25 protein-coding genes are annotated in these 23,554 nt (G+C 44.2%); 14 read left to right on the top strand and 11 right to left on the bottom strand.

All coding sequences use genetic code 11. From position 1 onward, the window contains the following. Positions 1 to 228 precede the first annotated feature (228 nt). From AAE02nite_RS03675 to AAE02nite_RS03665, 3 genes are all read left to right on the top strand, one after another. Complete coding sequence (locus AAE02nite_RS03675) at positions 229 to 1,314, top strand: aminotransferase class I/II-fold pyridoxal phosphate-dependent enzyme (protein WP_246150766.1); 1,086 nt, start codon at positions 229 to 231, stop codon at positions 1,312 to 1,314. 111 nt (positions 1,315 to 1,425) lie between these two features. Then, the gene (locus AAE02nite_RS03670) at positions 1,426 to 2,658 is read left to right on the top strand and encodes a spore maturation protein (protein WP_146895098.1); all 1,233 of its coding nucleotides are present in this window, start codon (positions 1,426 to 1,428) and stop codon (positions 2,656 to 2,658) included. 23 nt (positions 2,659 to 2,681) lie between these two features. After that, the gene (locus AAE02nite_RS03665; protein WP_146895097.1) at positions 2,682 to 3,461 is read left to right on the top strand and encodes a hypothetical protein; all 780 of its coding nucleotides are present in this window, start codon (positions 2,682 to 2,684) and stop codon (positions 3,459 to 3,461) included. A 182-nt stretch (positions 3,462 to 3,643) separates the two neighbouring features. Here AAE02nite_RS03665 and AAE02nite_RS03660 read toward each other — a convergent pair whose 3' ends face one another. From AAE02nite_RS03660 to yihA, 5 genes are all read right to left on the bottom strand, one after another. Further along, positions 3,644 to 4,417, bottom strand: coding sequence for an enoyl-CoA hydratase-related protein (locus tag AAE02nite_RS03660; RefSeq protein ID WP_146895096.1), 774 nt, complete (start codon positions 4,415 to 4,417; stop codon positions 3,644 to 3,646). A gap of 51 nt (positions 4,418 to 4,468) precedes the next feature. Further along, positions 4,469 to 5,725, bottom strand: coding sequence for an aspartate kinase (locus AAE02nite_RS03655; protein WP_146895095.1), 1,257 nt, complete (start codon positions 5,723 to 5,725; stop codon positions 4,469 to 4,471). Between the two features lie 136 nt (positions 5,726 to 5,861). Beyond that, positions 5,862 to 6,335, bottom strand: coding sequence for a DUF5606 family protein (locus AAE02nite_RS03650; RefSeq protein WP_146895094.1), 474 nt, complete (start codon positions 6,333 to 6,335; stop codon positions 5,862 to 5,864). 16 nt (positions 6,336 to 6,351) lie between these two features. Continuing rightward, positions 6,352 to 6,750: an energy transducer TonB gene (locus tag AAE02nite_RS03645; protein ID WP_146895093.1), complete on the bottom strand. Its 399-nt coding sequence runs from the start codon at positions 6,748 to 6,750 to the stop codon at positions 6,352 to 6,354. A gap of 67 nt (positions 6,751 to 6,817) precedes the next feature. Further along, positions 6,818 to 7,420 carry a ribosome biogenesis GTP-binding protein YihA/YsxC gene (gene yihA, locus AAE02nite_RS03640; RefSeq protein WP_146895092.1) on the bottom strand — a complete coding sequence of 201 codons (603 nt, stop codon included), beginning with the start codon at positions 7,418 to 7,420 and terminating at the stop codon, positions 6,818 to 6,820. 297 nt (positions 7,421 to 7,717) lie between these two features. Between yihA and AAE02nite_RS03635 the strand changes: the two genes are divergently transcribed. The 6 genes from AAE02nite_RS03635 (at position 7,718) to AAE02nite_RS03610 (ending at position 14,958) form a co-directional block, all read left to right on the top strand. After that, positions 7,718 to 9,709 (top strand): PD40 domain-containing protein, encoded by a 1,992-nt coding sequence (locus AAE02nite_RS03635; RefSeq protein ID WP_146895091.1) that lies wholly within the window; start codon positions 7,718 to 7,720, stop codon positions 9,707 to 9,709. A 545-nt stretch (positions 9,710 to 10,254) separates the two neighbouring features. Then, a complete protein-coding gene (locus AAE02nite_RS03630; RefSeq protein ID WP_146895090.1) occupies positions 10,255 to 12,249 on the top strand; it encodes an OmpA family protein in 1,995 nt (664 codons plus the stop codon). 136 nt (positions 12,250 to 12,385) lie between these two features. Further along, positions 12,386 to 13,108 (top strand): bifunctional demethylmenaquinone methyltransferase/2-methoxy-6-polyprenyl-1,4-benzoquinol methylase UbiE, encoded by a 723-nt coding sequence (ubiE, locus tag AAE02nite_RS03625; RefSeq protein WP_146895089.1) that lies wholly within the window; start codon positions 12,386 to 12,388, stop codon positions 13,106 to 13,108. Next, positions 13,057 to 13,800 (top strand): type IX secretion/gliding motility protein PorT/SprT, encoded by a 744-nt coding sequence (gene porT / locus AAE02nite_RS03620; protein WP_146895088.1) that lies wholly within the window; start codon positions 13,057 to 13,059, stop codon positions 13,798 to 13,800. The genes ubiE and porT overlap by 52 nt, the downstream gene beginning before the upstream one ends. 3 nt (positions 13,801 to 13,803) lie before the next feature. Further along, positions 13,804 to 14,553 carry an SDR family NAD(P)-dependent oxidoreductase gene (locus AAE02nite_RS03615; protein WP_146895087.1) on the top strand — a complete coding sequence of 250 codons (750 nt, stop codon included), beginning with the start codon at positions 13,804 to 13,806 and terminating at the stop codon, positions 14,551 to 14,553. Between the two features lie 12 nt (positions 14,554 to 14,565). Next, on the top strand, positions 14,566 to 14,958 hold the full coding sequence (locus AAE02nite_RS03610; protein WP_146895086.1) for a VOC family protein: 393 nt from the start codon (positions 14,566 to 14,568) through the stop codon (positions 14,956 to 14,958). Positions 14,959 to 15,103: 145 nt separating this feature from the next. Here the strand turns inward: AAE02nite_RS03610 and cdd are convergent, their stop codons facing one another. Further along, positions 15,104 to 15,595, bottom strand: coding sequence for a cytidine deaminase (gene cdd / locus AAE02nite_RS03605; protein ID WP_146895085.1), 492 nt, complete (start codon positions 15,593 to 15,595; stop codon positions 15,104 to 15,106). Positions 15,596 to 15,715: 120 nt separating this feature from the next. Here cdd and AAE02nite_RS03600 point away from each other — a divergent pair, with 120 nt between their 5' ends. Beyond that, entirely contained in the window at positions 15,716 to 17,047 is a 1,332-nt protein-coding gene (locus tag AAE02nite_RS03600) for a saccharopine dehydrogenase C-terminal domain-containing protein (RefSeq protein ID WP_146895084.1), read from the top strand. Positions 17,048 to 17,075: 28 nt separating this feature from the next. On the opposite strand, the gene AAE02nite_RS03595 is transcribed toward AAE02nite_RS03600, so the two are convergent. The 5 genes from AAE02nite_RS03595 to aroQ form a co-directional block, all read right to left on the bottom strand. Beyond that, positions 17,076 to 17,789, bottom strand: coding sequence for a tRNA1(Val) (adenine(37)-N6)-methyltransferase (locus AAE02nite_RS03595; protein WP_146895083.1), 714 nt, complete (start codon positions 17,787 to 17,789; stop codon positions 17,076 to 17,078). A gap of 5 nt (positions 17,790 to 17,794) precedes the next feature. After that, complete coding sequence (rnhA, locus tag AAE02nite_RS03590) at positions 17,795 to 18,259, bottom strand: ribonuclease HI (RefSeq protein ID WP_146895082.1); 465 nt, start codon at positions 18,257 to 18,259, stop codon at positions 17,795 to 17,797. 42 nt (positions 18,260 to 18,301) lie between these two features. Continuing rightward, on the bottom strand, positions 18,302 to 18,874 hold the full coding sequence (locus tag AAE02nite_RS03585; protein WP_146895081.1) for a MarC family protein: 573 nt from the start codon (positions 18,872 to 18,874) through the stop codon (positions 18,302 to 18,304). Positions 18,875 to 18,900: 26 nt separating this feature from the next. Next, positions 18,901 to 19,962, bottom strand: a complete 1,062-nt coding sequence (locus tag AAE02nite_RS03580) for an aminotransferase class V-fold PLP-dependent enzyme (protein WP_146895080.1) — start codon at positions 19,960 to 19,962, stop codon at positions 18,901 to 18,903. A gap of 68 nt (positions 19,963 to 20,030) precedes the next feature. After that, the gene (gene aroQ / locus AAE02nite_RS03575; protein ID WP_146895079.1) at positions 20,031 to 20,486 is read right to left on the bottom strand and encodes a type II 3-dehydroquinate dehydratase; all 456 of its coding nucleotides are present in this window, start codon (positions 20,484 to 20,486) and stop codon (positions 20,031 to 20,033) included. 151 nt (positions 20,487 to 20,637) lie between these two features. Here aroQ and xerD point away from each other — a divergent pair, with 151 nt between their 5' ends. The 4 genes from xerD (at position 20,638) to AAE02nite_RS03555 (ending at position 23,527) form a co-directional block, all read left to right on the top strand. Continuing rightward, positions 20,638 to 21,537, top strand: coding sequence for a site-specific tyrosine recombinase XerD (gene xerD, locus AAE02nite_RS03570; RefSeq protein ID WP_146895078.1), 900 nt, complete (start codon positions 20,638 to 20,640; stop codon positions 21,535 to 21,537). A gap of 259 nt (positions 21,538 to 21,796) precedes the next feature. Then, positions 21,797 to 22,438: a heme exporter protein CcmB gene (locus AAE02nite_RS03565; protein ID WP_146895149.1), complete on the top strand. Its 642-nt coding sequence runs from the start codon at positions 21,797 to 21,799 to the stop codon at positions 22,436 to 22,438. A 152-nt stretch (positions 22,439 to 22,590) separates the two neighbouring features. Then, positions 22,591 to 23,262, top strand: a complete 672-nt coding sequence (gene ccsA / locus AAE02nite_RS03560) for a cytochrome c biogenesis protein CcsA (RefSeq protein WP_146895077.1) — start codon at positions 22,591 to 22,593, stop codon at positions 23,260 to 23,262. Further along, positions 23,249 to 23,527 (top strand): CcmD family protein, encoded by a 279-nt coding sequence (locus AAE02nite_RS03555; protein WP_246150764.1) that lies wholly within the window; start codon positions 23,249 to 23,251, stop codon positions 23,525 to 23,527. Before ccsA ends, AAE02nite_RS03555 begins: the two co-directional genes overlap by 14 nt. Positions 23,528 to 23,554 lie beyond the last annotated feature (27 nt).

Raw genomic sequence — 23,554 nt, 5'->3', positions numbered from 1 at the left:
ATAACTCCTTTTTTATATATCTGGCAATTTAAATATTTTTCTGATCAAAGCATAGGACCAAACAGGCCTTTAATTAAGCTTTTGCTCAGGTCCGGTATAAAAGCGCTTGGGCGCGCGGCCGTCTATATTTTCAGAGACTCCGCAAAGTTAATTTGGGTATTGGAAAGTGGGGTTTTGTTGATTAAGTTTAGGAGAAAGGCCTTAGCTTTATATTAATTTCTTCTTCTGGTGTCAATACCTATATTAATTGCGGAGGAATTGCCTGGCCGGACCTTAACCTCCGGCGGTCGGGAATATTTGTATTTTAGCGGTACTTCTTACCTGGGTATGTCCCGCAACGAGCAATTTCAGAAGTTGCTGCAAGCGGGCTTCAGGCAATACGGCTTAAATTATTCCAGTTCGCGGCTATCTAATGTGCAACTGTCCGTTTTCGAAGAAACCGAAAATTATCTGGCTACTTACACCGGGGCCGAAGCCGCCCTAACGGTATCGTCCGGATTTATGGCGGGGCAATTGGTGGTGCAGGCGTTTTCCGGTAAGGGTACGTTTATTTACGGTCCGCGTACCCACCCGGCTTTGTGGCAGGGAGTGCAGCCAATTAATCATCAAAGTTTTACCGAATGGGCCCATGATTTACCAGATATTATTGCCCAAACCAGCTCCGATAATATTTTTATCTTATTTAATTCTTTAGACCCCTTATGGGTTAAAAAACACCACCTGTCCTGGTTAAGCCAGTTAGATACTACTAAAAATATTACCCTAATTATTGACGATTCGCACGGCCTGGGTGTTACCGGCCAAAACGGTGCCGGTGTTTACCGCGATTTGGTATTGCCGCCGGCCATTAAATTAATTGTGGTAAGTTCGCTGGGTAAGGCGCTGGGTATTCCGGGAGGCGTAATTTTAGCGGAGGAGGCTACCATACAGTTTTTAAAAAATCATACTTTCTTTGGCGGTGCATCGCCGGTAGTACCGGCTTATTTAGCTGCTTTTCTGCAGGCGCCCGCCATTTACCAGGTTGCCCGCGAACAACTCTTCCGGAATATTAATTATTTTTTATCTTGCCTGGCAGAGCCTTCTCTTTTCCAGCGCTTTCCGGATTACCCGGTTTTTTATACGCCCCAAAATCAGTTGTACCAATATTTACTGGCGCACGATGTTCTGATATCCAGTTTTGCTTATCCCACCCCCCAGCACGAACCCGTTACCCGCATAATCCTGAACAGTTTACACACCCAAGCAGATATTGATAAACTGACCAGTTTGATAAACACGTTTTCGCCGGACTTAAGTAACCAGGCCACCGGTTGAAGCCTGCGGTTTAAGCCCGAACAGTAAATAAAAGTTTTACTCCGGTTTAAGTACTTTTCGGAAGAAGCAGTATCTTGTCGGCTATATTCTATTGACTTTTCTACAGCGTACATGGCTTTAAATTACCTCTGGATTGCCTTTTTCCTGATTGCTTTTGTAATTGCTCTTTTTAAGCTGATATTTTTTCAGGACACAGCTATTTTTCAGGCCCTGGTGACCAGCACCTTCGACAATGCCAAAACCGGTTTTGAAATATCGTTGGGCCTCACCGGCGTAATGACTTTGTGGTTGGGCCTCATGAAAATAGGGGAGCGGGGCGGTATTGTGGCTATTTTGGCCAAAGCCGTAGGGCCTTTTTTTAACCGAATTTTCCCGGATTTACCTAAAAATCACCCGGTTTTCGGGTCTATTCTCATGAACTTTTCGGCGAATATGCTGGGCCTGGATAATGCCGCTACCCCGCTGGGCCTTAAAGCCATGAAAGAAATGCAGGAGCTAAACCCCACCAAAGAGACTGCTTCCAATCCGCAGATTATGTTTTTGGTGCTGAATACGGCAGGTCTGACGGTTATTCCTATTAGTATTATGGTGTACCGGACCCAAATGGGAGCCGCCGACCCCACCGATATTTTTATTCCGATATTACTTACCACCCTAATTAGCGCTTTTTTCGGTTTAATTTTAGTAGCTATTTACCAACGCATTAACTTGTTTGATTGGGTAATTATGGCCTACTTGGGTACGGCTTTTTTGCTTATCGGGCTGGTTATTTATTACCTGGCTGGGCAACCTCAGGAACAGGTAGCTATTATTTCGCAGGTAGTCAGCAATGTAATCTTGTTTTCTATAATAGTAGCTTTTATCACGCTGGCCTGGTTGCGGAAAGTAAATGTGTACGATGCTTTTATAGAAGGGGCGAAAGAAGGATTTGGCGTGGCAATTAATATTATTCCATATCTGGTGGCCATGCTGGTGGCGATTGGCGTATTCCGGGCTTCGGGGGCATTGGATATGGTTGTAAACGGCATGGGCTGGGTTTTTGCCCAAATGGGTTTTGATACCGAGTTTGTACCGGCTTTACCCGTTGCTTTTATGAAACCCCTGAGTGGCAGCGGTGCCCGGGGCCTGATGTTAGACGCGATGAAAACTTACGGGGCCGATTCGTTTGTAGGCCGGGTTGCATCCTGTATCCAGGGCAGCACCGAAACGACTTTTTATATTCTGGCGGTTTACTTTGGTTCGGTGGGTATTCGCAATACCCGCTATTCGGTTACCTGCGGTTTATTAGCTGATTTAGTAGGAGTTACAACTGCCATTTTTATGGCTTATTTGTTTTTTAAGTAATTTGCGTATATAACTATGGCAATATGCATTTGGTAAGATATATACCTTACTTACTATTTATAAATTTAGGTTGTTCATCAGCTACTCAGCTACCAGATCGGCAAGTAGTTCTTCCGAATAAAGATAATTTATATAGCGGTACCAGGTACAAAAATATCCCTGGGGTATTAGACGAGCAAGGCGTACCACTTAAATCCATGCCTTACTTTAACTTTGAAGATTTCGCTGATTTTGATCCTGCTGGGTATATTATTGCAGATAAACCTTATGATAAAGAGAAAGATTTGAGTAAGATTCCGGATAATAAAGTAGGGCTTTATCACAAATTGGGTATTGATTCCGCTACAGTCCGGCATATATCTAGTTTACTGTTTAGAGCTAAAGAGCCTGTTTTAAATAACTTTTTTATAGGTAACGAAACTTACAGGTTTATACGAACCAGCGCATTTCATGATGATTTAATTATTAGGTTGTTCAGGCATTCTAAACAAGCTGAAATTCATATAACGAGAATAAATAAAAAAACAGGAGGCCTTGCAGAAAAAGAGATAAGTATTTCGTTGAAGCAATACGAAGAATTTAAGGAGCTACTAAATAACAGTAATTTTTGGGCTCTGCAACCTTATAAATGGGTTTTGGGGGTAGATGGCTCCCACTGGACTATTGAGGCACATGTACCCTATGGGTATAAAGTTTTAAGTCGTTTTCATCCGGGTTTGATTTATGAAGATGAATTACTTCTGAGAAGAGCAGGCCAATGGTTAATTAGTAAAAGTGGCTTAGATGTGAAGGAAAATTATTAATTAAAACTTATGCAAGTGCTCCCGTTCTTCGGCCTGTGCCCTCACGGCCCAAAACAAAAGCCCATTCTGAAGGTCTGTGAGGGTACAGACTTTAGAAAAGTATATGTTAGTGTGTCTTAGGAATTTTAATAGAAATTTTACTAAAGCAAAATTTCAGTTTACTGCCATTGGACATAAACCAATTACTTGCCTTTGAAATCCGGTTTGCGTTTTTGAATAAAAGCTTCCATGCCTTCTTTCTGATCGTCAGAGGCGAAAGCCAGGTAAAAATTTTTCCGTTCAAAATAAAGTCCTTCTTCCAGCGAACTTTCAAAAGAACGCAATACAGCTTCTTTGGCGAGGCGCACCGCTACCGGCGATTGCTGGGCAATTTCGGCGGCTAGTTTATAAGCTTCTTCCAGGTATAATTCTACGGGAACCACTTTATTAATTAATCCGTGTTTTTCAGCTTCTTCGGCGGAGATAAATTTGCCGGTGAGTACCATCTCCATGGCTTTAGCTTTTCCTAAAGCCCGGGTTAAGCGTTGGGTACCGCCTGCCCCGGGTAGTACCCCAATTTTTATTTCGGGCTGACCAAACACGGCGGTTTCGGAGGCAATAATCATGTCGCAAGTCATGGCCAGTTCGCAGCCGCCGCCCAAAGCAAAACCCGATACAGCCGCAATAATGGGCTTTTTCGTTTTTTTAATCTGGTCCCAGGTAGCAAATTGGTCCTGCAGCAGCATATCAATCGCTGATTTATCAGCCATCTGTTTTATATCGGCACCGGCAGCAAATACTTTTTCGTTACCGGTTAAAACAATTACCCGCACACTATCGTCCTGGTCCAGGGTTAGCAGGGCATCGCGTAGTTCGCTCATCAGTTGCGGGCTAAGCGCATTAAGTTCTTTAGGCCGATTAAAAGCTACTAAAGCAATATTTTCCCGGACCGGATTGGTAACTTCTATAAATTCCATGCGCTTGCCTTTTAAATTCTAAACAAACAATTTTTAACCTGATTTGCTATCTTATTTTTCCCGGCACACCAACTGAAACGTAGACCGGGTGCGTTGTTCGAGTAATATTTCTTTGCCGTTGGTCAGGTGATTAATGCTGTCTTCGGTATAATTTTTTATGGTATACAAGAGCAGCCCGGCATTGTAATGAAAAATAAATTGCTCCTGTAATTGTTCCTGCAGCAATTGCAGCCGGTCGGCATCGTAATCGGTACATACCGAAAACGAAATAGCGGAGTTTTGCATCAGGTTTATTTTAAAACGCAGTTCGGCCAGCGCATGAAAAATAACGCTTAAATTCCGCTCCGACACGAACGTAAAATCCCGTACCCCAAACGACAGCAAACATTGGTTTGCTTTCCGGATAAAAGCCGGTACCAGCTTTTCGTGTTTAGAATCTTTTATAACTGTACCGGGCTCTTGGGGCTGCAGAAATGATTTTACATATAGCGGTATGTGGCGGTTAGCCAGCGGCTTAATGGTTTTGGGATGAATAACGCTGGCCCCGTAATACGCCATTTCCACGGTTTCCTGGTACGATATTTCATCGTATTTATGCGGGTTCAGGAAAAATTTAGGGTCGGCATTTAAAAAGCCGGCTACGTCTTTCCAAATGGTAAGCGATTCGGCCCCAAGGCAATAGGCAAAAATGGCCCCGCTAAAATCAGAACCTTCGCGGCCCAGGGTGGTGGTACGGTTTTCGGTGGTACCTCCCAAAAAGCCCTGCGTAATTACTATTTGCTGCTCTAGTAAAGGCGCTAATTTATTTTGAATATTTTTTTCCGTGGTAAGCCAATCAACCCGGGCTTCGCGCCAACTGCAATCGGTGCAAATGCAATCGCGGCAATCGAGCCACTCGGCCGAAAAACCGCTTTGAACCAGGTAATAATAAAGAATCAACGAAGAAAGAAATTCGCCCTGGCTAACTATCTGATCGTAGTGTTCATCGGAGCGGTTAGGTGGGAGGTTCTGCAAATATTCGCGGATAGCGGTAAACTGGCTTTGTAAACGGGCAAATACCGGGTGCTGGCTATCGCTGAATAATTGGGCGGTTAATTGGTAATGGTAATTTTCTACCTGCTGCAGGGCAGGCTCGTAATCCTGCCGGTTTTCCGCGTGTTGGAAAACTTCTTCCAAAGCGTTGGTAGTCTTGCCCATGGCCGAAACCACAATTAAAAGCGGGCCGGGATGCTGCTGCACAATAGTAGCTACATTTTTAACGGCAGGTGCATCTTTTACCGAAGCACCACCAAATTTAAATACTTTCATATTTTTATTTTAAGGCAAACCTGTAGTATGAGCCGGTAAGTTATTTAAATATTCAGGATACAGAATAATCCGGCGGTAAAGGGCAAAAAAAAATCCTCTGCCGAGGATTCTTCTTTTATGGGGTAAAGCAGTTTGATTATTTGGTTTTAGTTGCTGTTTCTGTTTTATTTTCAGCCGTTTCGGGTTCCGGAGTGGTATTTTCTTCGGCGCCGGCTTCGGTAAACGGTACGTGTTTGCTCACAATATTGTACCAGCCGGTAATCTTTTTAATATCCGAAATGTAAACGCGCTCGCGATCGTAATCCGGTACAATGGTTTCCATAAACTGGGTCAACTCGGCATTCGACGATTTAGGGTTTACCTTTATCTCCTGGCCCTCTTGCCGGCGAATCCGATCGAAAACCTCCGCCAAAGGCAGGGTTTCTTCCGTATTTTGCTGGTAAACAGATATTTCGCTTAGTAAAGAGATCCGGTGCTTTGCCTGTGCGACAAAACGATTATTTTTTTCATCCAAAGTTTCCACCACTATACCATTGCGCGATGGACTTACCACCCGGTATAAGCCGCTCATACCGGCAATAGAAGCAATATCTTTTAAATCAACAGGCATAAATAAAATTTAAGTTTTAAAGTTTAAAGTTAATAGGAATACTTGTATTCAGGCTATAACCAGGGGCTTTAAATTTTAAAAGCTTCACCAGTCTTAAGGCTTCTGCGCCTAATCCGCCGCTGGCATCTTTCACTATTTTGTGGCTGGAGGTACTACCATCTTCGTTCAGTACAAAGCTAACAATTATCTGGCCGGCAATACGGTTACGCTTGGCCAAAGGCGGATACACCATTTCTTTGTTAATAAAAGCGTACATGGCTTCTTGTCCGCCTTCATAAAATTCTGCCGCCGGTACTTTGTTGGCAGGCGGAGGGCTTTGTAGTTTAACAGTAGCGGCCGGGGTAGTAGTCTGAGCTGAAACCGAAAAGCCGGCCAGCAGCAGCACAGCGCAAAAACTTAAAACTTTTAAATTCATAATTTTTAATCTTTTATAACGGGTTAACAACGACTTTTTACCCAATTTTAGTGCCAAAAATAATCTTTTATTTATTTAGTTCGGTGTTTACCGATTCTATAAAATCCAAAATCTCGTCGCGCCCTTTTTTCTCTTCCGATGAAGTTAGAAACATTTGGGGCAACTCCTCCCAGGTTTCCAGCAATTTCTTTTTATAAGCGGCTACGGCCTCCTGGGTTTTGTTTAACGATTGTTTGTCGGTTTTGGTAAATACCAGTACGAACGGTACGCCCAAGGTGCCCAGCAACTGAATAAATTCCAAATCTGATTGCTGCGGTTCGTGCCGCGAATCGATGAGTAAGAAAACGCAGGCCAGGTTTTTACGTTGCTGCAGATAAGCCTTAATCATCTTTTGCCATTTATCCCGCGATTCTTTACTCACCTTAGCCCAGCCGTAACCTGGTAAATCTACCAAAAACCAATTGTCGTTAATTTTAAAATGATTGATCAGCTGGGTTTTGCCCGGAAAAGAAGAGGTCTTAGCCAGCTTGCTCCGGTTTGTCAGCATATTAATCAGCGAGGATTTACCTACGTTGGATCGGCCAATAAAAGCATACTCCGGTAATTCCGTCTCGGGGCACTTGGCCACGGTGGTGTTGCTGCTGATAAAGGTTGCTTCTTTAATTATCATTATTTTTACCTTACTTTATATCTTTATAATATTCTTGAAAAATTATTATTAACCTATTTGTTTATATAGGCGCGATAATTTACATTTACTTCTGTTAAGCTTTATAAAATAATATTATTGTTGCTTTTGTTAAATTAATAATACAATTACCGATAGTAAATATATTTAGCTATATGTTTAATTTTGTTAATTAAGTGCAAAATAATGGAAGTAGTTTTTTAATGCACTTAAGTAAAAATATTTAAAAATATTAAAAAGCAATATCTGTTTAAGTAATCAATTCCGAAAACCAAAAGTATGAAACAGAACTACAAATTTATGATCTTGCTACTCCTAATAAGCCTGATTGGTTCGGAGGGGATGGCAAAACCAATTAAAAAAACCAGCCTGCAGGAAGCAGAAGCGGCTTATGCCCAGCGCAACCTAACCCAGGCCGAAGCGCTTTACCTGCAAGTGCTGAAACAAACGCCCAATCATTATTTAAGCAACGCCCGCCTGGGCAGTCTTTATTTAGGTTTAAACCAGCCGGCTAAATCTATTGAATATTTAAAGAAGGCGATTGAGGTAAATAAAAAATATGGTCAGGATCTGAATCAGCAGTTGGCGCTTGCCTATCAGCTGGCCGCCGATTATGATAATGCCATAACTATTTACTATGATTTGTTAAAGCGGGAAAAAAAGAACAGTACCCAAGTAGGCGTTTACCAGAAAAAAATTAACGAATGTGTCTCGGGCAAACAGTTAATGGCTGCTCCGCTAAAGGTTAAAGTAAATAATATGGGTGCCCTGGTCAATTCGGCCAGCGTTGATCATGTGCCGGTTTTAACTGCCAACGACAATACCATATTATTTACGTCGCAACGCTCTAAAGACCTGCGTAAACCAAAGGCTACCGCCGACGAAGATATTTTTATGATTAACCGGCAGGAAGAAAACTGGTCGTCGCCAACCCGCCTGCAAGAACCTTTTAATACCCCGGGGCACGAAGCTATTCTGGCCGTAGCCGCCGAAGGTAGTAAAATGTATTTGTACAGCAACAAAAAAGGTAAAGGCGATATTTACGAGAGCCAGAAAGTAAATAATAACGTGTGGCAGGCGCCGGTAAAATTAGACGGTAATATTAACACCCGGCACCACGAGTTGTCTTTTATCGTATCAGCCGACGGAAACTTTGCTTTCTTTTCTTCGGACCGGCCGGGTGGTTACGGTGGACTGGATTTATACATGAGCATTTCGGAAGGTAACGGCAAGTGGAGCGAAGCCATTAACCTGGGTCCCAATATTAATACGGCTTACGACGAAGACGCTCCTTTCTTGAGCAGCGATAACAATGTAATATACTTTAGTTCGAAAGGCCACAACACCATTGGCGGCTACGATATTTTTAAGTCTAACATTAACGGTACCGTTTGGTCGCTGGCGCAAAACATGGGAGTACCCGTCAACTCGCCTTACGACGATGCCTTTTATGTGCAGACGCAGGACGGCAAAACCGCTTACTTTTCTTCGGACCGGCCGGGAGGTTTTGGCGAAAGCGATATTTATGTTGTAGAAAAAGAAGAGATTATTTTGGCCGCCGAGCCGGAAGAAATGATTGGGCCTTATACCGCTATGGTGGGCGATGATGATTTAGAAGCTATTATGCCCTCGCTTACCAAGGCGCAGCAGGACCTATTGAACAAAACCCGGAAGTTAAAAGGCTATGTGGTAGATGCTAAAACCAACGATACCATTTTTGCCCGCATAACTTTACTCGATAAAACTTTATTTAATACCGACGTCGTGCTGGAAACAACCCCCGAAGGGTACTTTGAACTGGAACTGGAAAACGACAAAAGCTATGGTTTATTAATCGAGAGCGATGGTTATCAGGTTCGTTCCGAAGATTTAGCTAAGCTGGAAGATACCGGAGAAAGAGAACTGAATATGATGACTACGCTCCGCCGCGACAGTGTCGCTTCGTCTATAGCTTTGCAAAATATTCAGTTTTATCCTAACCACGATTATATAAAGAGTTACTCGGTAGCAGAATTGGATTGGTTATACACTTATTTATTGGATAACCCGCAGGTAGATGCCGTAATTACAGATTATCAGAATGCCGAAGATACCCTGCAGGATAAGAGGAAACTAACCCAGCAACGGGCCGGCAGTGTTATCAAATATTTAAATGCCAAAGGTTTAGAGCCGGGCCGGGTTAAATACAAGCCAATATACAGCAAAAACTTACCCGATAATAACACGGTTATGGGTATGGTCATAAACCTGGAAGCGACCGAAGCAGAATAAAATAGTTTGTTTGTTTAATCAGTATAGCGGGTAATTCATCGGAGCATGAATTATCCGCTTTTTTTGTGCTACAACGGCCATCATCAAGCGTTAATTTTAAATAACTTACGAGCACGCGGCAATTTTAACCGGCGGCTATTATAACAGCTTCTGGCCGCTAACTAAATAAATAATAATGAGGAGGAATTAAAAAGATAACCTGCCAGCTAAAACCCTTTAGATTAAAGGCTTCTATATAGACAAGGCTAATATTTTAGTTTAGAACATTTAGATTATTTTTTGTATATCCTTAAGTTTTCTATCTTAGCGCAGAATTAAAGGCAAAAAGGCCAAATAACCGCATTAAATGCAAATAAGCTTATTGGTGAATTTACTTGTTACTGCCTTTTCGGAGCTCGTTGGGTTCTTAAAATTCCGAAAAATACCTTTATCAATCTTGGAAAAATAGCGTATAGTAATTAGATATATAATTTTTTTTATTTTACACCTTCAAACTTTTGTTACTTAAAAACTTTAAGCTTATCTGAAAATAATAACTACTTCCTATGAATAATTTAACTAAAAAAGTTTTCAGGTTTTCTTTTCTATTCGGTCTGGCGCTCCTGGTGGCAGTTTCGGCAATGGCGCAGAGCAATCGGCAGTTAATGAAAAGAGGTAATAAGTTTTTTGATGATGAAAATTACCGGTCGGCTATTCCTTTTTACGAGCAGGTGCTGGCCAAAGACGCCGATAACGCGCAAGCTTTATTCCGGGCGGGGGTAAGTTACATCTCGTTCGATAAAGAAAAAGCCAGCGAATACATTTACCGGGCCCAACGGTTAAGCCCCAAGGTAGCCAAAGATGTAGAATACTGGTTAGGTCGCATCGATCACCTGAACTACCGGTTCGATGAAGCCATTGCCCACTACCGGGCCTATGATGCCACCCTGAAGAAGAACGATGAGCGCAAGCCCGAAATTGCCCGTTTAATGCAGCAAAGCCGGAATGCCAAAGCCCAGTTTAATAATGCCAAAGATATTTTTGTTAAAAACCTGGGATCAGAAATTAATACGGCCTATTCGGAGCACAGCCCCGTAATTGCTGCCGATGATAATTATTTGCTGTTTACCTCCCGTTCCGAAAACGTAACTGGTGGTAAAGCCGACCAATATGGCGAATATTACGAAGATGTTTTTGAAACCCGCCGCGCTGATCCTACTGCTACCTGGCAACAGCCCAAACCGGTTGGCAACATTAACTCACAGTTCCACGATGCGGCGATTCAGTTATTCGACAACGATACCAAACTACTTTTATACCGCGACCAGAACAACGGTGACTTCTTTTTCAGCACCCTCGAAAATGGTACCTGGTCGGCCCCGAAGCCTTTGAGCAATAATATTAATACCCGCGACTACGAAGGCGACGCTTACATTACCCCGGATGGTAAATTCTTATATTATTCTACCAGCCATTACTCTGAAAACGGCGACAAAGATATTTACGTGTCGGAACGCGATGCGAACGGCGATTGGGGTAAACCTAAAAGCATGGGTACTTTAATTAACTCTCAGGACGATGATGATAGCCCTTACCTGACCCGCGATGGCAAAACCATGTATTTTACTTCCCGGGGCCACAATAGCATGGGCGGCTACGATGTGTTTGTGACCAAGTTCGATTCGGTTTCGCGTCGCTGGAGCCGTCCGGAAAACATGGGTTATCCGATTAACACGCCCGATGATGATGCTTATTACCGCTTAAGCCCAGATGGCTCTTACGCTTACTTATCGTCTTACCGCATGGGTGGCTACGGCGAAAAAGATATCTGGACCATCAACTATATTAAAAATGTGGTAATCCGCGGCCACGTATACAACCTGCGCGATAAATCAGTTATACCAGGGGTAGAGTTAGTATTTAGCGGCCAGCAGGCCAACAAACAGGCCATTAGTTACCGCGATGTTACCAAACCCGATTCCGGTACCTATTCGGTTAGCGTTTTATCAGGTCGTAAATACCAGGTAAGTGTTTCGAAAGACGGTAATAATATTGCTACCGAAGAATTTGATATTCCGGTAGTAACCAACGATACTACTGTTATCGAGAAAGATTTTTACGTACCGTTTACCGATACCACAGCGGCCGGCCGTCTGGCTTTTGAGAAAATTTACTTCGATACCGACGAATATACCTTACGGGCCGAATCGGTAACCGAGTTGGACAATCTGGTGCGGATTCTGAAAGCGAACCCGGGTATTAATATATCAATTAACGGCCACTGCGACTCGCGGAACACTGATGAATATAACATTGTACTGGGTGAGAACCGGGCCAAAGCGGCTTACGATTATCTGGTTAAAAACGGCGTTGCGCAAAACCGCTTAGTTACCGTAAGCTACGGCGAGCGCCGTCCGGCGGCGCCAAACGATTCGCCGGAAAACATGCAGCTTAACCGTCGTACCGAATTCGTGATTATTCCAAGAGAAGGACAAAACCCGAACGATATTAAAATTGAGGGTGGTACGAATAATAACGGCACCATTACGCCGCAAAAATAAAAAACTATTAACTTTGGGCCTGGTCCCGAGAAAAAAAGGCTAAACCCAGGTTTAGCCTTTTTTTTTAAACCTTATCCTGCAATAAAAGTTAAGGGATTATTAGTTTTAGTGTTTCGTTTTCTACAATAATTATAGCATGTCGGTAGTTCCTTATAAAGATGCCCAGGCCGGTAAAAAATCGCAGGTGGCGCAAATGTTTAACAGCATTGCCGGCAAATACGATTTTCTGAATCATTTTTTAAGTGCGGGTATAGATATTTATTGGCGCAAACAAGCCGTTAAGGTAATGGGGCAAAACAAGCCGGCTTTGTTGCTGGATATTGCTACCGGCACCGGCGATTTTGCCATAGAGGCGTTGCAGCTTAAGCCACAAAAAATAATAGGGGTAGATATTTCGGAAGGAATGCTGGCGGTAGGCCGGGAAAAAATAAAAAAGAAAAACCTGACCGATAAGATAGAACTGCAACTCGGCGATTCGGAGAACCTGGCTTTTGCCGAGAATACTTTTGATGGCGCCATGGCGGCCTTTGGGGTGCGGAACTTCGAAAATTTGCCCCAGGGGCTCAGCGAAATGTACCGGGTTTTAAAGCCGGGCGGGCGGATTGTGGTACTCGAATTTTCGAAACCCCGGGCTTTTCCGTTTAAGCAGGTGTATAATTTTTATTTTAAAAATATATTACCCGTTTTTGGAAAGCTTATTTCTAAAGACCAGGCGGCATATACGTACTTGCCCGAATCGGTACAGGCTTTCCCGGACGGGCAGGATTTTATTAATATTCTAAAGCAAGTAGGATTTAAAAACACACAATGGCATTCTCTTACGTTCGGCATCAGTTCTATTTACACCGGGTTAAAATAATTTTTTCAACTGCTTTTTGCTTATTCCTGCTGGCTACCGGTTTCACTACCATGGCCCAGGATAAAAAATATATCCGCCAGAACCTGCCGAACCACGATGATAAACCGATGCACTACGGTTTTTACCTGGCCGGAAATACCGCCCGCTTTACCCTGGTACATTCCGATTATTACGTAGAACGGCTCCGCGACTCCATGTCGGTTAATCCTAAATTTTACCCGGGCTTTGCCATTGGCTTTGTGCTGAACCGGCGCATTACCGATTTTATTGACTTGCGGTTTTTACCCGGCGTAAGTTTTTACTCGCGGGGCATAGAATATAAAACCAGCACCAAAACCGTTACCCAGGAAATGGGTGCTACTTCGGTGGAATTTCCGTTGTTGTTTAAATTTAAATCGTTGCGGCGCGGTAACGTGCGCATGTATTTTGTGGGCGGCGCCAAAACTGGGGTAGATATTGGCAATAAAAAGAAAGCCAATGCCAGCTCCGAACTGGAAGTAAACAACCAGGATTTTGCGATTGAGTATGGTGTCGGGCTCGATATGTTTTACCCATTCTTTAAATTCGCCCCCGAACTTCGTTTCTCTAATGGCATTACCAACCGGTATGCATCGGGCGTAAATCCTTACAGCCGTAGTGTGCAGGCCGTCAGGTCCAATACCATTACGCTTTACCTGAATTTCGAGAACTAAGCCATGAATAAAATTGCATTCATTACGGGTGCCACCTCGGGCATTGGCCGGGCCACCGCCTTGCTGCTGGCGCAAAACGGTTTCGATATTATTGCTACCGGCCGCCGCGCCGGCCGCCTGGAAGAACTTAAGAACCAGATAACCACAGGCCGGGTTTTGACTTTGGAATTTGATGTACGGGATAAAGCTAAAGTAAAAGAACTGGTGGCTGGTTTGCCGGAAGATTGGCGGCAAATAGAGGTCCTGGTAAATAATGCCGGTAATGCTCACGGGTTGGCGCCCATCCAAAGCGGCGATGAACAGGACTGGGAGATGATGCTGGATATAAATGTGAAAGGTCTGCTGTACGTATCGAAAGAAATAATCCCGCTCATGATAAAGCAACAGCGTGGCCATATTATAAATATTGGCTCGGTGGCCGGTAAAGAAGCTTACCCCAACGGTAATGTTTACAATGCTTCTAAGTTTGCCGTAGATGCACTCTCACAAGGCATGCGGTTCGATTTAGTGAAAGAAGGCATTAAGGTATCGGAAATTAACCCGGGTTTGGTGCAAACCGAGTTTTCGGAAGTACGGTTTAAAGGCGATAAAGGCCGGGCCGAAGCCGTTTACCAGGGTTTTCAGCCCTTGGTTGCCGAAGATATTGCCGATATTATTTTGTTTATGGTTACCCGGCCGGCCCACGTTAATTTGGCCGAGGTGTTGGTTTTTCCGGCCGCGCAGGCTTCGGCTACGGTGGTACACAAAAGTTAAAGCAGTATTTTAATGCAGTTCCAGGGCATAAAAGAAACTTGTCTTTACGTAAGCGACCTGGCACGCACCAAAGAATTTTACCACGGCCGCTTAGGTTTCGAACTCATTGGCGAAGTACCGGGGAGGCATGTGTTCTTCCGGGTAGGTTCCTCGGTTTTGTTGTGTTTTATTTCCGAGGCCTCAGAGCAAAGTAAAATATTACCGCCTCATTATGGCCAGGGCAATCTGCACCTAGCATTCGAAACAGCTCCCGAGGATTATGATAGCCGCAAAGCCGAGATAGAAGCCTTGGGTATTCCAGTTGAACTGGAGTACGATTGGGGCCACGGCTTTAAATCTTTTTACTTCCGCGACCCTGATGGCCATTTACTGGAAGTTGTCATGACCGGCATGTGGGACTCCTGAATCTAACCGGTTGCCCATTGAAATTGTTATTCGCTTACATCAAACTTTTTCTTTAACCGGCTTCTGTTTATCCTGGTTAAATAGCATAAAATCAACAATTTACCTTGTTTATGTACAGCTAAGCCGGGAGCGGGTTTCGGGTAACTTACAGCCCTAAATTATGCCGCGTAAATTGTAGCGGCAACAGTGCGCTCACCGATTCACAGCGGTACACCTGGCCATTATCGGCCTGCATGAGCACTGTAATGGGAGCTTCTTGCTGGTTTTCGTACTCGGACATTACCTGCCGGCAGGCGCCGCAAGGCAGTGCCAGTACAAACGCTTCCTGGTTGGCCCGTTGGGCCGTTACCGCTATTTTACTTATCTTTTTATCCGGGATATTAGCCCGCATACCAAATAAAGCGGTTCTTTCGGCACATAAGCCGGAGGGAAATGCGGCATTTTCCTGGTTATTGCCCAAGTGTATGCTGCCATCTTCTAAAAGCAGTGCGGCCCCTACCAGGAAATTAGAATAAGGTGCATAGGCTTTCCGGGTGGCAGCCTGGGCTTGTTGCAGCAGGTTTTGTTCGTCGGCGGGTAATTCCGTAGCGGAAGAAAATACGTTAATGGAAATCTTTATTTCTAAGGTATGGGCCATTTAATAAGAGTAAGAATATTATTCAGAAAATAAAAATAAACTTAAATTGGTAAATACTCCAAAGTGGGTTGGCAATCCCATACAAATATTAATATTTCACCGGCTATAACTTTAATCACGATGCCCCATATAGTAGTACTCGGTGCTGGTCGTTCGGCTACAATTTTAATTTCTTACCTGTTCCAACAGGCCGGTATCTTGGGGTGGCGGGTTACTGTGGCTGATTTATTCGTAAATCACCTAACACCGCCGGACCAGGATCACCTCCGGATTATTCCGTTGAATATTCAGGATGAAGATCAGTTAATTTTAGAAGTAAAGGCCGCGGATTTAATTATTTCGATGCTGCCGGCTTTCTGGCACCCAAAGATTGCCCGGCTGTGCGTGCAATACCGGAAAAACCTGATTACGGCTTCGTATGTTAGACCCGAGTTAAAAGAATTGCACCAGGCAGCCAAAGAAGCGAACTTGTTGTTTTTGATGGAAGCCGGCCTGGACCCGGGCATCGATCACATGTCGGCCATGGCTATATTAAACAATATCCGGCAAAAAGGCGGAAAAATTATGTCGTATAAATCTTACACCGGCGGTTTGGTATCGCCGGAATCGGATAATAACCCGTGGCATTACAAATTTACCTGGAACCCGCGTAATGTAGTGCTGGCAGGCCAAGGAACCGCCAAATATTTAGAAGATGGTTGCCACAAATTTATTCCGTACCATCAGTTATTCAATCGCGCAGAGTCTTTGGAAATACCAGATTTGGGAGCCTTTGATGGGTATGCGAACCGCGATTCTTTGCTGTACCAGGAGCCGTACGGGTTACGGGAAGTGCAAACTTTAATTAGGGGTACTTTGCGGCGGCGGGGTTATTGCCAGGCCTGGCACCTGCTGGTGCAATTGGGCCTTACCGATGATGCTTACCAATTGCCGGAAAGCCGACATCTAACTTACCGCCAGTTCCTGGAAAGTTATCTGCCAGCCGCACCACCACTACAAACCAGTTGGTTAGCCCGGATAGCTTCCTATTTAAATATTGCGCCGGATAACGAAGCGCTCTCTTTGCTTGAATATTTAGAATTTCCGGAAGAACCTATTGCCCTGGAACAGGCTACCCCGGCCCAGGTACTTGAAAAACTGCTGCTGCAAAAATGGCAACTCGAACCCCACGATAAAGATATGGTGGTGATGCAGCACCTGATAACTTATGTGCTAAACGGAGAAACCAAAGAATTAACCTCATCCTTGGTAGTAAGGGGGGAAGACCAGACCAATACGGCCATGGCCAAAACCGTGGGTTTGCCGGTGGGCATGGCGGCCAAATTAATACTAGAAGGAAAGCTTAAGCATACCGGCATTGTTATTCCAACACACCCCGATATTTACGAACCTATCCTGCATGAACTGAAAATTTACGGAATCTATTTTACGGAGGAGGAAAGAACTATTTAGAAAACTAGACCCGATTTATTCAACCAGCTTAAAATATTAAATAATATTCCCGAAGCAGTTGCTGAAAAGCTGGGGTATAGGAATTATCAGGGTTGCGGATAAATAAATCCTGGCTCAAAACGGAAGTGGCCGGATTTCGGCTAAACTCCTGAACCGTGCGGATGTGCTTGCCATTGGTAGCGGTAAATATTTGCAGGGCCGAATGCAAATGTAGGTTTTCGTTTTCTGCTAAAGCAAATAAATGCCGGCTTTCGGCAGGTGGAAGCAGAACAAATAAGCACCCGTTTGGAGAAAGAAAGCGCTCGGAAAAATGAACTAATTCGGCTAAAGAAAATTCGTGGCTGTGCATAGCCAAATTACGCGCCTTATCCGGTGATTTGTGAGAAGCAGCGTAAAAAGGTGGATTGCAAATAATTACATCAAATAAGGTCTGGTTATGCTGTGCAAATTCTTGTAACGATTGGTGATAAACGCTTATTCGGTCGGCCCAGGGACTAGCCGCAATATTCTCCCGCGCCTGCACAGCAGCTAGCGCATCTATTTCGATGGCCTGGATTTGTGCTTCAGAACGTTGTGCCGTCATGAGGGCGAGTAAACCCGTACCAGTGCCAATGTCTAGGATAGTTTTGGCTTCCGCAACTGGTGCATAGGCTCCCAGAATGCAGGAATCGGTGCAGACTTTCATGGCGCATTTATCCTGTTTTACCAGAAACTGCTTAAACCGAAAATAATCGTTGGGCACCGGAATTAAGGATTAAGCTTCACGCTGGCTTCGTAACCGTGGTCGATGAGCAGGTTGGGCGAGAGGGCACTTTGTACCGCCAGTTGGTCGCAGCGCTCGTTTTCGGGGTGGCCGGCGTGCCCTTTTATCCAGACAAAACGCACCTGGTATTTGGGATATATTCTTAAAAACCTGGTCCAGAGATCGGCATTGGCTTTACCGGCAAAGCCTTTCTTCTGCCAGCCATACACCCATTTTTTTTCGATGGCATCTACCACGTACTTGGAATCGGAATAAATGGTAACCGGAATGCCTTCGGTTTTAATAGCTTCGAGACCTACAATAACGGCCATTAATTCCATGCGGTTATTGGTGGTAAGCCGGAAACCGGCCGTTAGTTCTTTTTCGTGCTGCTTGTAGCGTAAAATGGTGCCGTAGCCCCCCGGCCCCGGATTGCCCCGCGAAGAACCATCGGTAAATATCTGTATCATTAACTAATTTTAGAATGGCGAAATAGAATCTTCGGTAAGATTTTAACCCTCCATCCGAAGATTGGTAATAAATAATTTAATGGCGATGGCCAACAATATAAAGCCAAAAACTTTGCGGATTACTTCGGTACCGGCGTGCCCCAGCTTTTGCTCCAGCCAGCCCGAAGCCTTAAGTACAATGTAAATGAACACCAAGTTTAATAAAATACCCACCAAAATATTGGGTAAAGCATAAGCCGCCCGCAACGATAGCAAGGTGGTCATGGTGCCGGCGCCCGCAATTATCGGGAAAGCCAAGGGCACAATAGAACCGGTGCTGGCTTCCGGGTTACTTTGAAATAAATGAATACCCAGAATCATCTCCATCCCGAACAGAAAAATAATAATGGCTCCCGCCAGCGCAAACGACTGAAAATCCAGGCCAAATAATTTTAATATTTCCTGACCCAGAAAAAGAAAAACAACCATCACAATGCCGGCCACCAAAGTCGCTTTTCCTGACTGTATGATGCCTTCGCGTTTGCGTAATTCTATTATAAGCGGAATGGAACCCAGAATATCGATTACGGCAAATAAGATAAGCGTTACCGACAGTATTTCTTTAAAATTAAACATCGTTCTAAAAACCTGGTTCTTAAGCTTTACTCGTAATTAGAGAGCAGAAAATGTTTTAATATTTTGAATTCATCGTCCGAAATAGCCGGGAAGTTGGCAATCCGGAAGGTGTTTTTAGCCCAGGGACCATAACCGTTACCCAAAACAATTTCGTTCCGCAGCGCGTTGCGTTTCATTTCGTCGATTAATTTTTCGGGCCCCTGTATGGTAATAACCGTATTCGAACGCACCTCCGGGTTGGTGACCAGCGGGGTAATAGAAGAAAATAAATCGAAAAATTCGTACAAATCCTGGCTGCGCTTGACAATATCGTGGTCGATGGTTTTAATAGGCGCCCGTTGTTCCATCACCTGCTGCAGGAGATAGATGCCCAATACGTTGGGGGTATTAGTGGTTTGGTAATTGAGCATTTTTTCGTAAAGCATAACCATACTGTTGTAATGCCCGCGCTCATTTATTTCTTTCGCCCGGAAAACGGCCCGCGGCGAGCATACCATAATGCCTAAGCCTGCCGGTAAGCCAAAACACTTCTGTACCGAAGCGTACCACACATCGGCTTTAATATATTTTAAAGAAATACCGGCCATCGAAGAGGTTGCGTCTACGGCAATCAAGGCATCGCGGTAGCGGTTAAACAAGTTCAGAATGGTGGTTTCCTTTATCTGCGTACCGTTAGATGTTTCGTTCTGGGTAATGCAAATCAGTTCGGGTTCTGCTTCTATTTCCAGGTCTTTTACCGGTATTTCTTCGTTCACCCCAAATTTAAAACCTTTGGCCTGGGGCTTTATTTTTCGCACATACTGGAGCCATTTTTCGCCAAAAGAGCCATTGTACAAATGAAAGCTATTGTGGCGGGTCAGGCTTTGGGCAATAATTTCCCAGCATTCGGTAGCCGACGAAACAAAGTAAATATGGTAATCCTGCGGAATATTTAACTTCTTGCGCAACAAAGCCACTACGTTTTTGCTGAGTTGCACAAAACGGTCGCTCCGGTGCGGAATGCTCAGGATGCCTTCGTCGTAGGCCATGGCCATATAATCTTTTACCTCGGGGTAAACTTTAGACGGACCTGGATAAAATGTGAGCATGCATTAGTTGGTGTAAGGTTGAACAGAGGTTTAGCGTAAGCCGGCTTAGAGCAGTAAATAAATTACCACTACGTATTCTTGATTTCGAAGCCAACTCTTTTGGGGCGCAGGCTTAAAAAATATTGCAGCGCCAGGCGGTAGCTTTCGAGCCCAAAACCGCAGATACTGCCCTGGCAGCGGGCGGCAATCAAACTTTTATGACGAAACGCTTCGCGGGCGTAAATATTGGAAATATGCACTTCAATTACCGGGGTGGTAATGGCCGCAATGGCATCGGACAAAGCCACCGAGGTGTGGGTATAAGCCCCGGCATTTAAAATAATGCCTTTGTAGCTGAAACCGACTTCGTGTAATTTATCAATCAGCGCACCTTCGGTGTTCGATTGAAAATATTCCAGTTCCACATCCGGGTAAGTGGTTTTCAGTTCCTCGAAATAATTTTCGAAAGAGCGATTGCCGTAAACCGATTTTTCGCGTACGCCCAGCAGGTTCAGGTTGGGGCCGTTTATAATTAAATATTTCATTTTCTGAAATTGCCGTTAATTAAAATTATAAGCCAGCAAAGGTACGTACCTAATATTTAAATACCGTAATTTACGGTTTATATTATATGTAAAGAGGAAGCAGTTGTGCTGATTAACGGCTTTGCCGCCCGTTTTACCATTAAAGAATTAAATGAACTGGTCTACCCTGATAAAACAATTTGAAGCTTACCTGCAACTTGAAAAATCTTTGTCGGGGAATTCGGTAGAGGCTTACATGCGCGATATCAGGAAGTTAACCCAGTTTCTGGACCTGAAAGGTTATAAAGTTAATCCGCTGGATATGCAGCCGGTTTTTATTCAGGAATTTTTAGAATGGGTAAATGAGTTGGGTATGACGCCGCACTCCCAGGCCCGCACTTTATCCGGTATCCGGGCTTTTTACAAGTTCCTGATAATGGAAGATTTGCTATCGGCTGATCCCACCGAAACGATAGAAGCACCTAAACTTGACCGCAAGCTGCCCGATACTTTAAACGTGGAAGAAATTGAGCAATTGTTTAATGCCATTGATGTTTCTACACCCGAAGGCGCCCGCAACAAAGCCATGCTCGAAACCCTGTACAGCTCCGGTTTGCGCGTAAGTGAGTTGGTAGAGTTGCGAATCAGTAATTTTTACGAAACCATGGGCTTTTTAAAAGTAACCGGCAAAGGCGATAAAGAACGGCTGGTGCCCATTGGCCGCGATGCCCTAAAATATATCCGGATTTACTTAGACGAGATCCGATGCCATTTGCAGATAAAAAAAGGCAACGAAGATTTTATTTTCCTGAACCGACGTGGGGCTAAACTGACGCGGGTAATGGTGTTTACCATTATAAAGCAGCTTACCCAGAAAGTTGGTTTAAACAAACAAATCAGTCCGCACACCTTCCGGCATTCTTTTGCCACCCACCTGATAGAAGGCGGCGCCGATTTGCGGGCTGTTCAGGAAATGCTGGGCCACGAGTCTATTACTACTACCGAAATTTATACCCACCTGGACCGCGATTACTTAAAGCAAATTATCAAAGATTTTCACCCCCGAAGCTAATATTTCTGGCCCACTGAGTTTTTAGTCTGAGCAATTCAGACATTATTTGGTAGCGGCTTAGGCTAAGTTTCTTTAACCATTCAGGTTCGTTTTAAAGTTTTTAGAAGCCGACGGCAAACCTAAATGTAAAGTTTTTTGGTTCGCTTTGGTTAATACCCGGAGGCCGGCAGATACCTTCCTATTTATTACCATCCTAAACATTTGTGTTGTAACTTTGCGGCAAAATATTAAAGTGTTGCTGCGAGAAGTTTTATACCTGATGCAAAAGGATTTTGTGCTGGAGTGGAGGCAAAAATATGCCTTTAACGGCATGTTGTTGTATGTGGGCAGCACGGTATTTATTTGTTACCTGAGCTTTGGGTTGCGCGGCGGCACGCTGGGGGTGCCCGTCTGGAATGCTTTGTTCTGGATAATTCTGCTTTTTACTTCGGTAAATGCCATTGCCAAAAGTTTTATGCAGGAAAATAAAGGTCGGCTGTTGTATTTATATACGCTGGTTAGTCCGCAGGGCGTTATACTGGCAAAAATAGCTTATAATACTTGCCTCATGCTGGTGCTGGCGCTCCTCTGTTATTTATTTTACGCGGTGGTTATCGGTAACCCTGTGCAGGACGAAGGCATGTTTTTAGCTACTATTCTGCTCGGGGCCGTTGGCTTTTCTACTTCATTAACCATGATTTCGGGTATTGCCGCCAAGGCTTCCAACAGCAGTACTTTAATGGCTATTCTGAGTTTTCCGGTAATTATTCCCATGCTGCTGATGCTCATGAAGATGTCGAAGAACGCCATTGATGGTTTGGAGCGGGCAGCCAGTACCGACGAACTAACCACCTTGCTGGCGATTAATGCCATTGTGATAACGGTGTCTTATATTTTGTTTCCTTATCTCTGGCGGAATTAAACCTTTAGTTTTACGGTTAAGAAAGAAAAAATTAAGCGCAAATAATCAGGCCTAAAGCCCTCAGAAACAGAAAAGTAGACAGGCCGAGAAGGAAAAAAATAAAATAAAATATTGGCGCTTCGTGACAGAAGTGGTAAAAATAAAATAAAAACATGCAAAAAAACTGGTGGAAAGTGGTAACGGTGCTATTGTTGGTGTATACCGTAGTAGCCGGTTTTCTGAACGATGTACCGCGGCTGGCCATCCTGAATGAGAGCATCCGCAACACGTATTTTCACGTGCCTATGTGGTTTGGTATGATTTTGTTGTTGCTGATATCGGTAATTTACGCCATTAAATACTTAAAAACGCCTACGCTGCGCAACGATATTATTTCCACGGAAGCTGCCCGGGTTGGTTTATTGTTTGGGGTGTTGGGCATCATTACCGGCATGGGCTGGGCCAGCGTTACCTGGGGGGAGTTCTGGAGCAACGACCCCAAGCAAAATGCTTCGGCCATTGGCCTGCTTATGTACTTTGCCTACTTTGTGCTGCGTGGTTCTTTTGCCGAGCAGCAGCAACGGGCCCGTATCAGCGCGGTGTATAATATTTTTGCCTATGCCGCCTTAATTCCCTTGTTGTTTATTCTGCCCCGCCTCACCGATTCGCTGCACCCCGGCAACGGTGGTAACCCGGGCTTTAGCTCTTACGACATGGACAGTAAAATGCGGATGGTCTTTTACCCGGCCGTTATTGCCTGGACTTTATTAGGAGTCTGGATCTTAAACGTGAAATCACGCTTCGAAATTCTGAAACAAAAACTATACGAACATGCGCATGCTTAAAAATTGGGTGTTTCTGCTTTTGCTCACGCTCACTTTAAATATAAACAATGCCGCAGTAGCCCAAACGCCGGCCGCTGCGGAAGAAACTGTAATGATAGAAGCCAATAGCAAAGCGGCCGATATTGAAATGGCTGACCAGCTCCGGCGCGACGGCAAAATTTATGTGGTAGTGGGTTGTGTGCTGGTGGTGCTGGCCGGCGTGCTTTTTTACCTGGTTTCCATCGACCGTAAAGTTGGTCGCCTGGAAAAGGAATACAGAAGTTGATTATTGTCAGGTTTAAAACTGATAAAT

This window comes from Adhaeribacter aerolatus, assembly GCF_007991635.1.
Taxonomy (GTDB): domain Bacteria; phylum Bacteroidota; class Bacteroidia; order Cytophagales; family Hymenobacteraceae; genus Adhaeribacter; species Adhaeribacter aerolatus.
This window is presented reverse-complemented; position numbering and strand designations above follow the sequence as displayed.

What these genes read in the sequence shown, in the direction of transcription:
- AAE02nite_RS03660 (WP_146895096.1), bottom strand. Translation starts at nt 4,417, where the DNA reads ATGGAATTTATAGAAGTTACCAATCCGGTCCGGGAAAATATTGCTTTA.
- AAE02nite_RS03610 (WP_146895086.1), top strand. Translation starts at nt 14,566, where the DNA reads ATGCAGTTCCAGGGCATAAAAGAAACTTGTCTTTACGTAAGCGACCTG.
- ubiE (WP_146895089.1), top strand. Translation starts at nt 12,386, where the DNA reads ATGTCGGTAGTTCCTTATAAAGATGCCCAGGCCGGTAAAAAATCGCAG.
- AAE02nite_RS03555 (WP_246150764.1), top strand. Translation starts at nt 23,249, where the DNA reads ATGCGCATGCTTAAAAATTGGGTGTTTCTGCTTTTGCTCACGCTCACT.
- AAE02nite_RS03670 (WP_146895098.1), top strand. Translation starts at nt 1,426, where the DNA reads ATGGCTTTAAATTACCTCTGGATTGCCTTTTTCCTGATTGCTTTTGTA.
- porT (WP_146895088.1), top strand. Translation starts at nt 13,057, where the DNA reads ATGGCATTCTCTTACGTTCGGCATCAGTTCTATTTACACCGGGTTAAA.
- AAE02nite_RS03580 (WP_146895080.1), bottom strand. Translation starts at nt 19,962, where the DNA reads ATGCTCACATTTTATCCAGGTCCGTCTAAAGTTTACCCCGAGGTAAAA.
- AAE02nite_RS03635 (WP_146895091.1), top strand. Translation starts at nt 7,718, where the DNA reads ATGAAACAGAACTACAAATTTATGATCTTGCTACTCCTAATAAGCCTG.
- AAE02nite_RS03645 (WP_146895093.1), bottom strand. Translation starts at nt 6,750, where the DNA reads ATGAATTTAAAAGTTTTAAGTTTTTGCGCTGTGCTGCTGCTGGCCGGC.
- AAE02nite_RS03630 (WP_146895090.1), top strand. Translation starts at nt 10,255, where the DNA reads ATGAATAATTTAACTAAAAAAGTTTTCAGGTTTTCTTTTCTATTCGGT.
- rnhA (WP_146895082.1), bottom strand. Translation starts at nt 18,259, where the DNA reads ATGATACAGATATTTACCGATGGTTCTTCGCGGGGCAATCCGGGGCCG.
- yihA (WP_146895092.1), bottom strand. Translation starts at nt 7,420, where the DNA reads ATGATAATTAAAGAAGCAACCTTTATCAGCAGCAACACCACCGTGGCC.
- AAE02nite_RS03600 (WP_146895084.1), top strand. Translation starts at nt 15,716, where the DNA reads ATGCCCCATATAGTAGTACTCGGTGCTGGTCGTTCGGCTACAATTTTA.
- AAE02nite_RS03655 (WP_146895095.1), bottom strand. Translation starts at nt 5,725, where the DNA reads ATGAAAGTATTTAAATTTGGTGGTGCTTCGGTAAAAGATGCACCTGCC.
- AAE02nite_RS03615 (WP_146895087.1), top strand. Translation starts at nt 13,804, where the DNA reads ATGAATAAAATTGCATTCATTACGGGTGCCACCTCGGGCATTGGCCGG.
- aroQ (WP_146895079.1), bottom strand. Translation starts at nt 20,486, where the DNA reads ATGAAATATTTAATTATAAACGGCCCCAACCTGAACCTGCTGGGCGTA.
- xerD (WP_146895078.1), top strand. Translation starts at nt 20,638, where the DNA reads ATGAACTGGTCTACCCTGATAAAACAATTTGAAGCTTACCTGCAACTT.
- AAE02nite_RS03665 (WP_146895097.1), top strand. Translation starts at nt 2,682, where the DNA reads ATGCATTTGGTAAGATATATACCTTACTTACTATTTATAAATTTAGGT.
- cdd (WP_146895085.1), bottom strand. Translation starts at nt 15,595, where the DNA reads ATGGCCCATACCTTAGAAATAAAGATTTCCATTAACGTATTTTCTTCC.
- ccsA (WP_146895077.1), top strand. Translation starts at nt 22,591, where the DNA reads ATGCAAAAAAACTGGTGGAAAGTGGTAACGGTGCTATTGTTGGTGTAT.
- AAE02nite_RS03565 (WP_146895149.1), top strand. Translation starts at nt 21,797, where the DNA reads ATGCAAAAGGATTTTGTGCTGGAGTGGAGGCAAAAATATGCCTTTAAC.
- AAE02nite_RS03650 (WP_146895094.1), bottom strand. Translation starts at nt 6,335, where the DNA reads ATGCCTGTTGATTTAAAAGATATTGCTTCTATTGCCGGTATGAGCGGC.
- AAE02nite_RS03585 (WP_146895081.1), bottom strand. Translation starts at nt 18,874, where the DNA reads ATGTTTAATTTTAAAGAAATACTGTCGGTAACGCTTATCTTATTTGCC.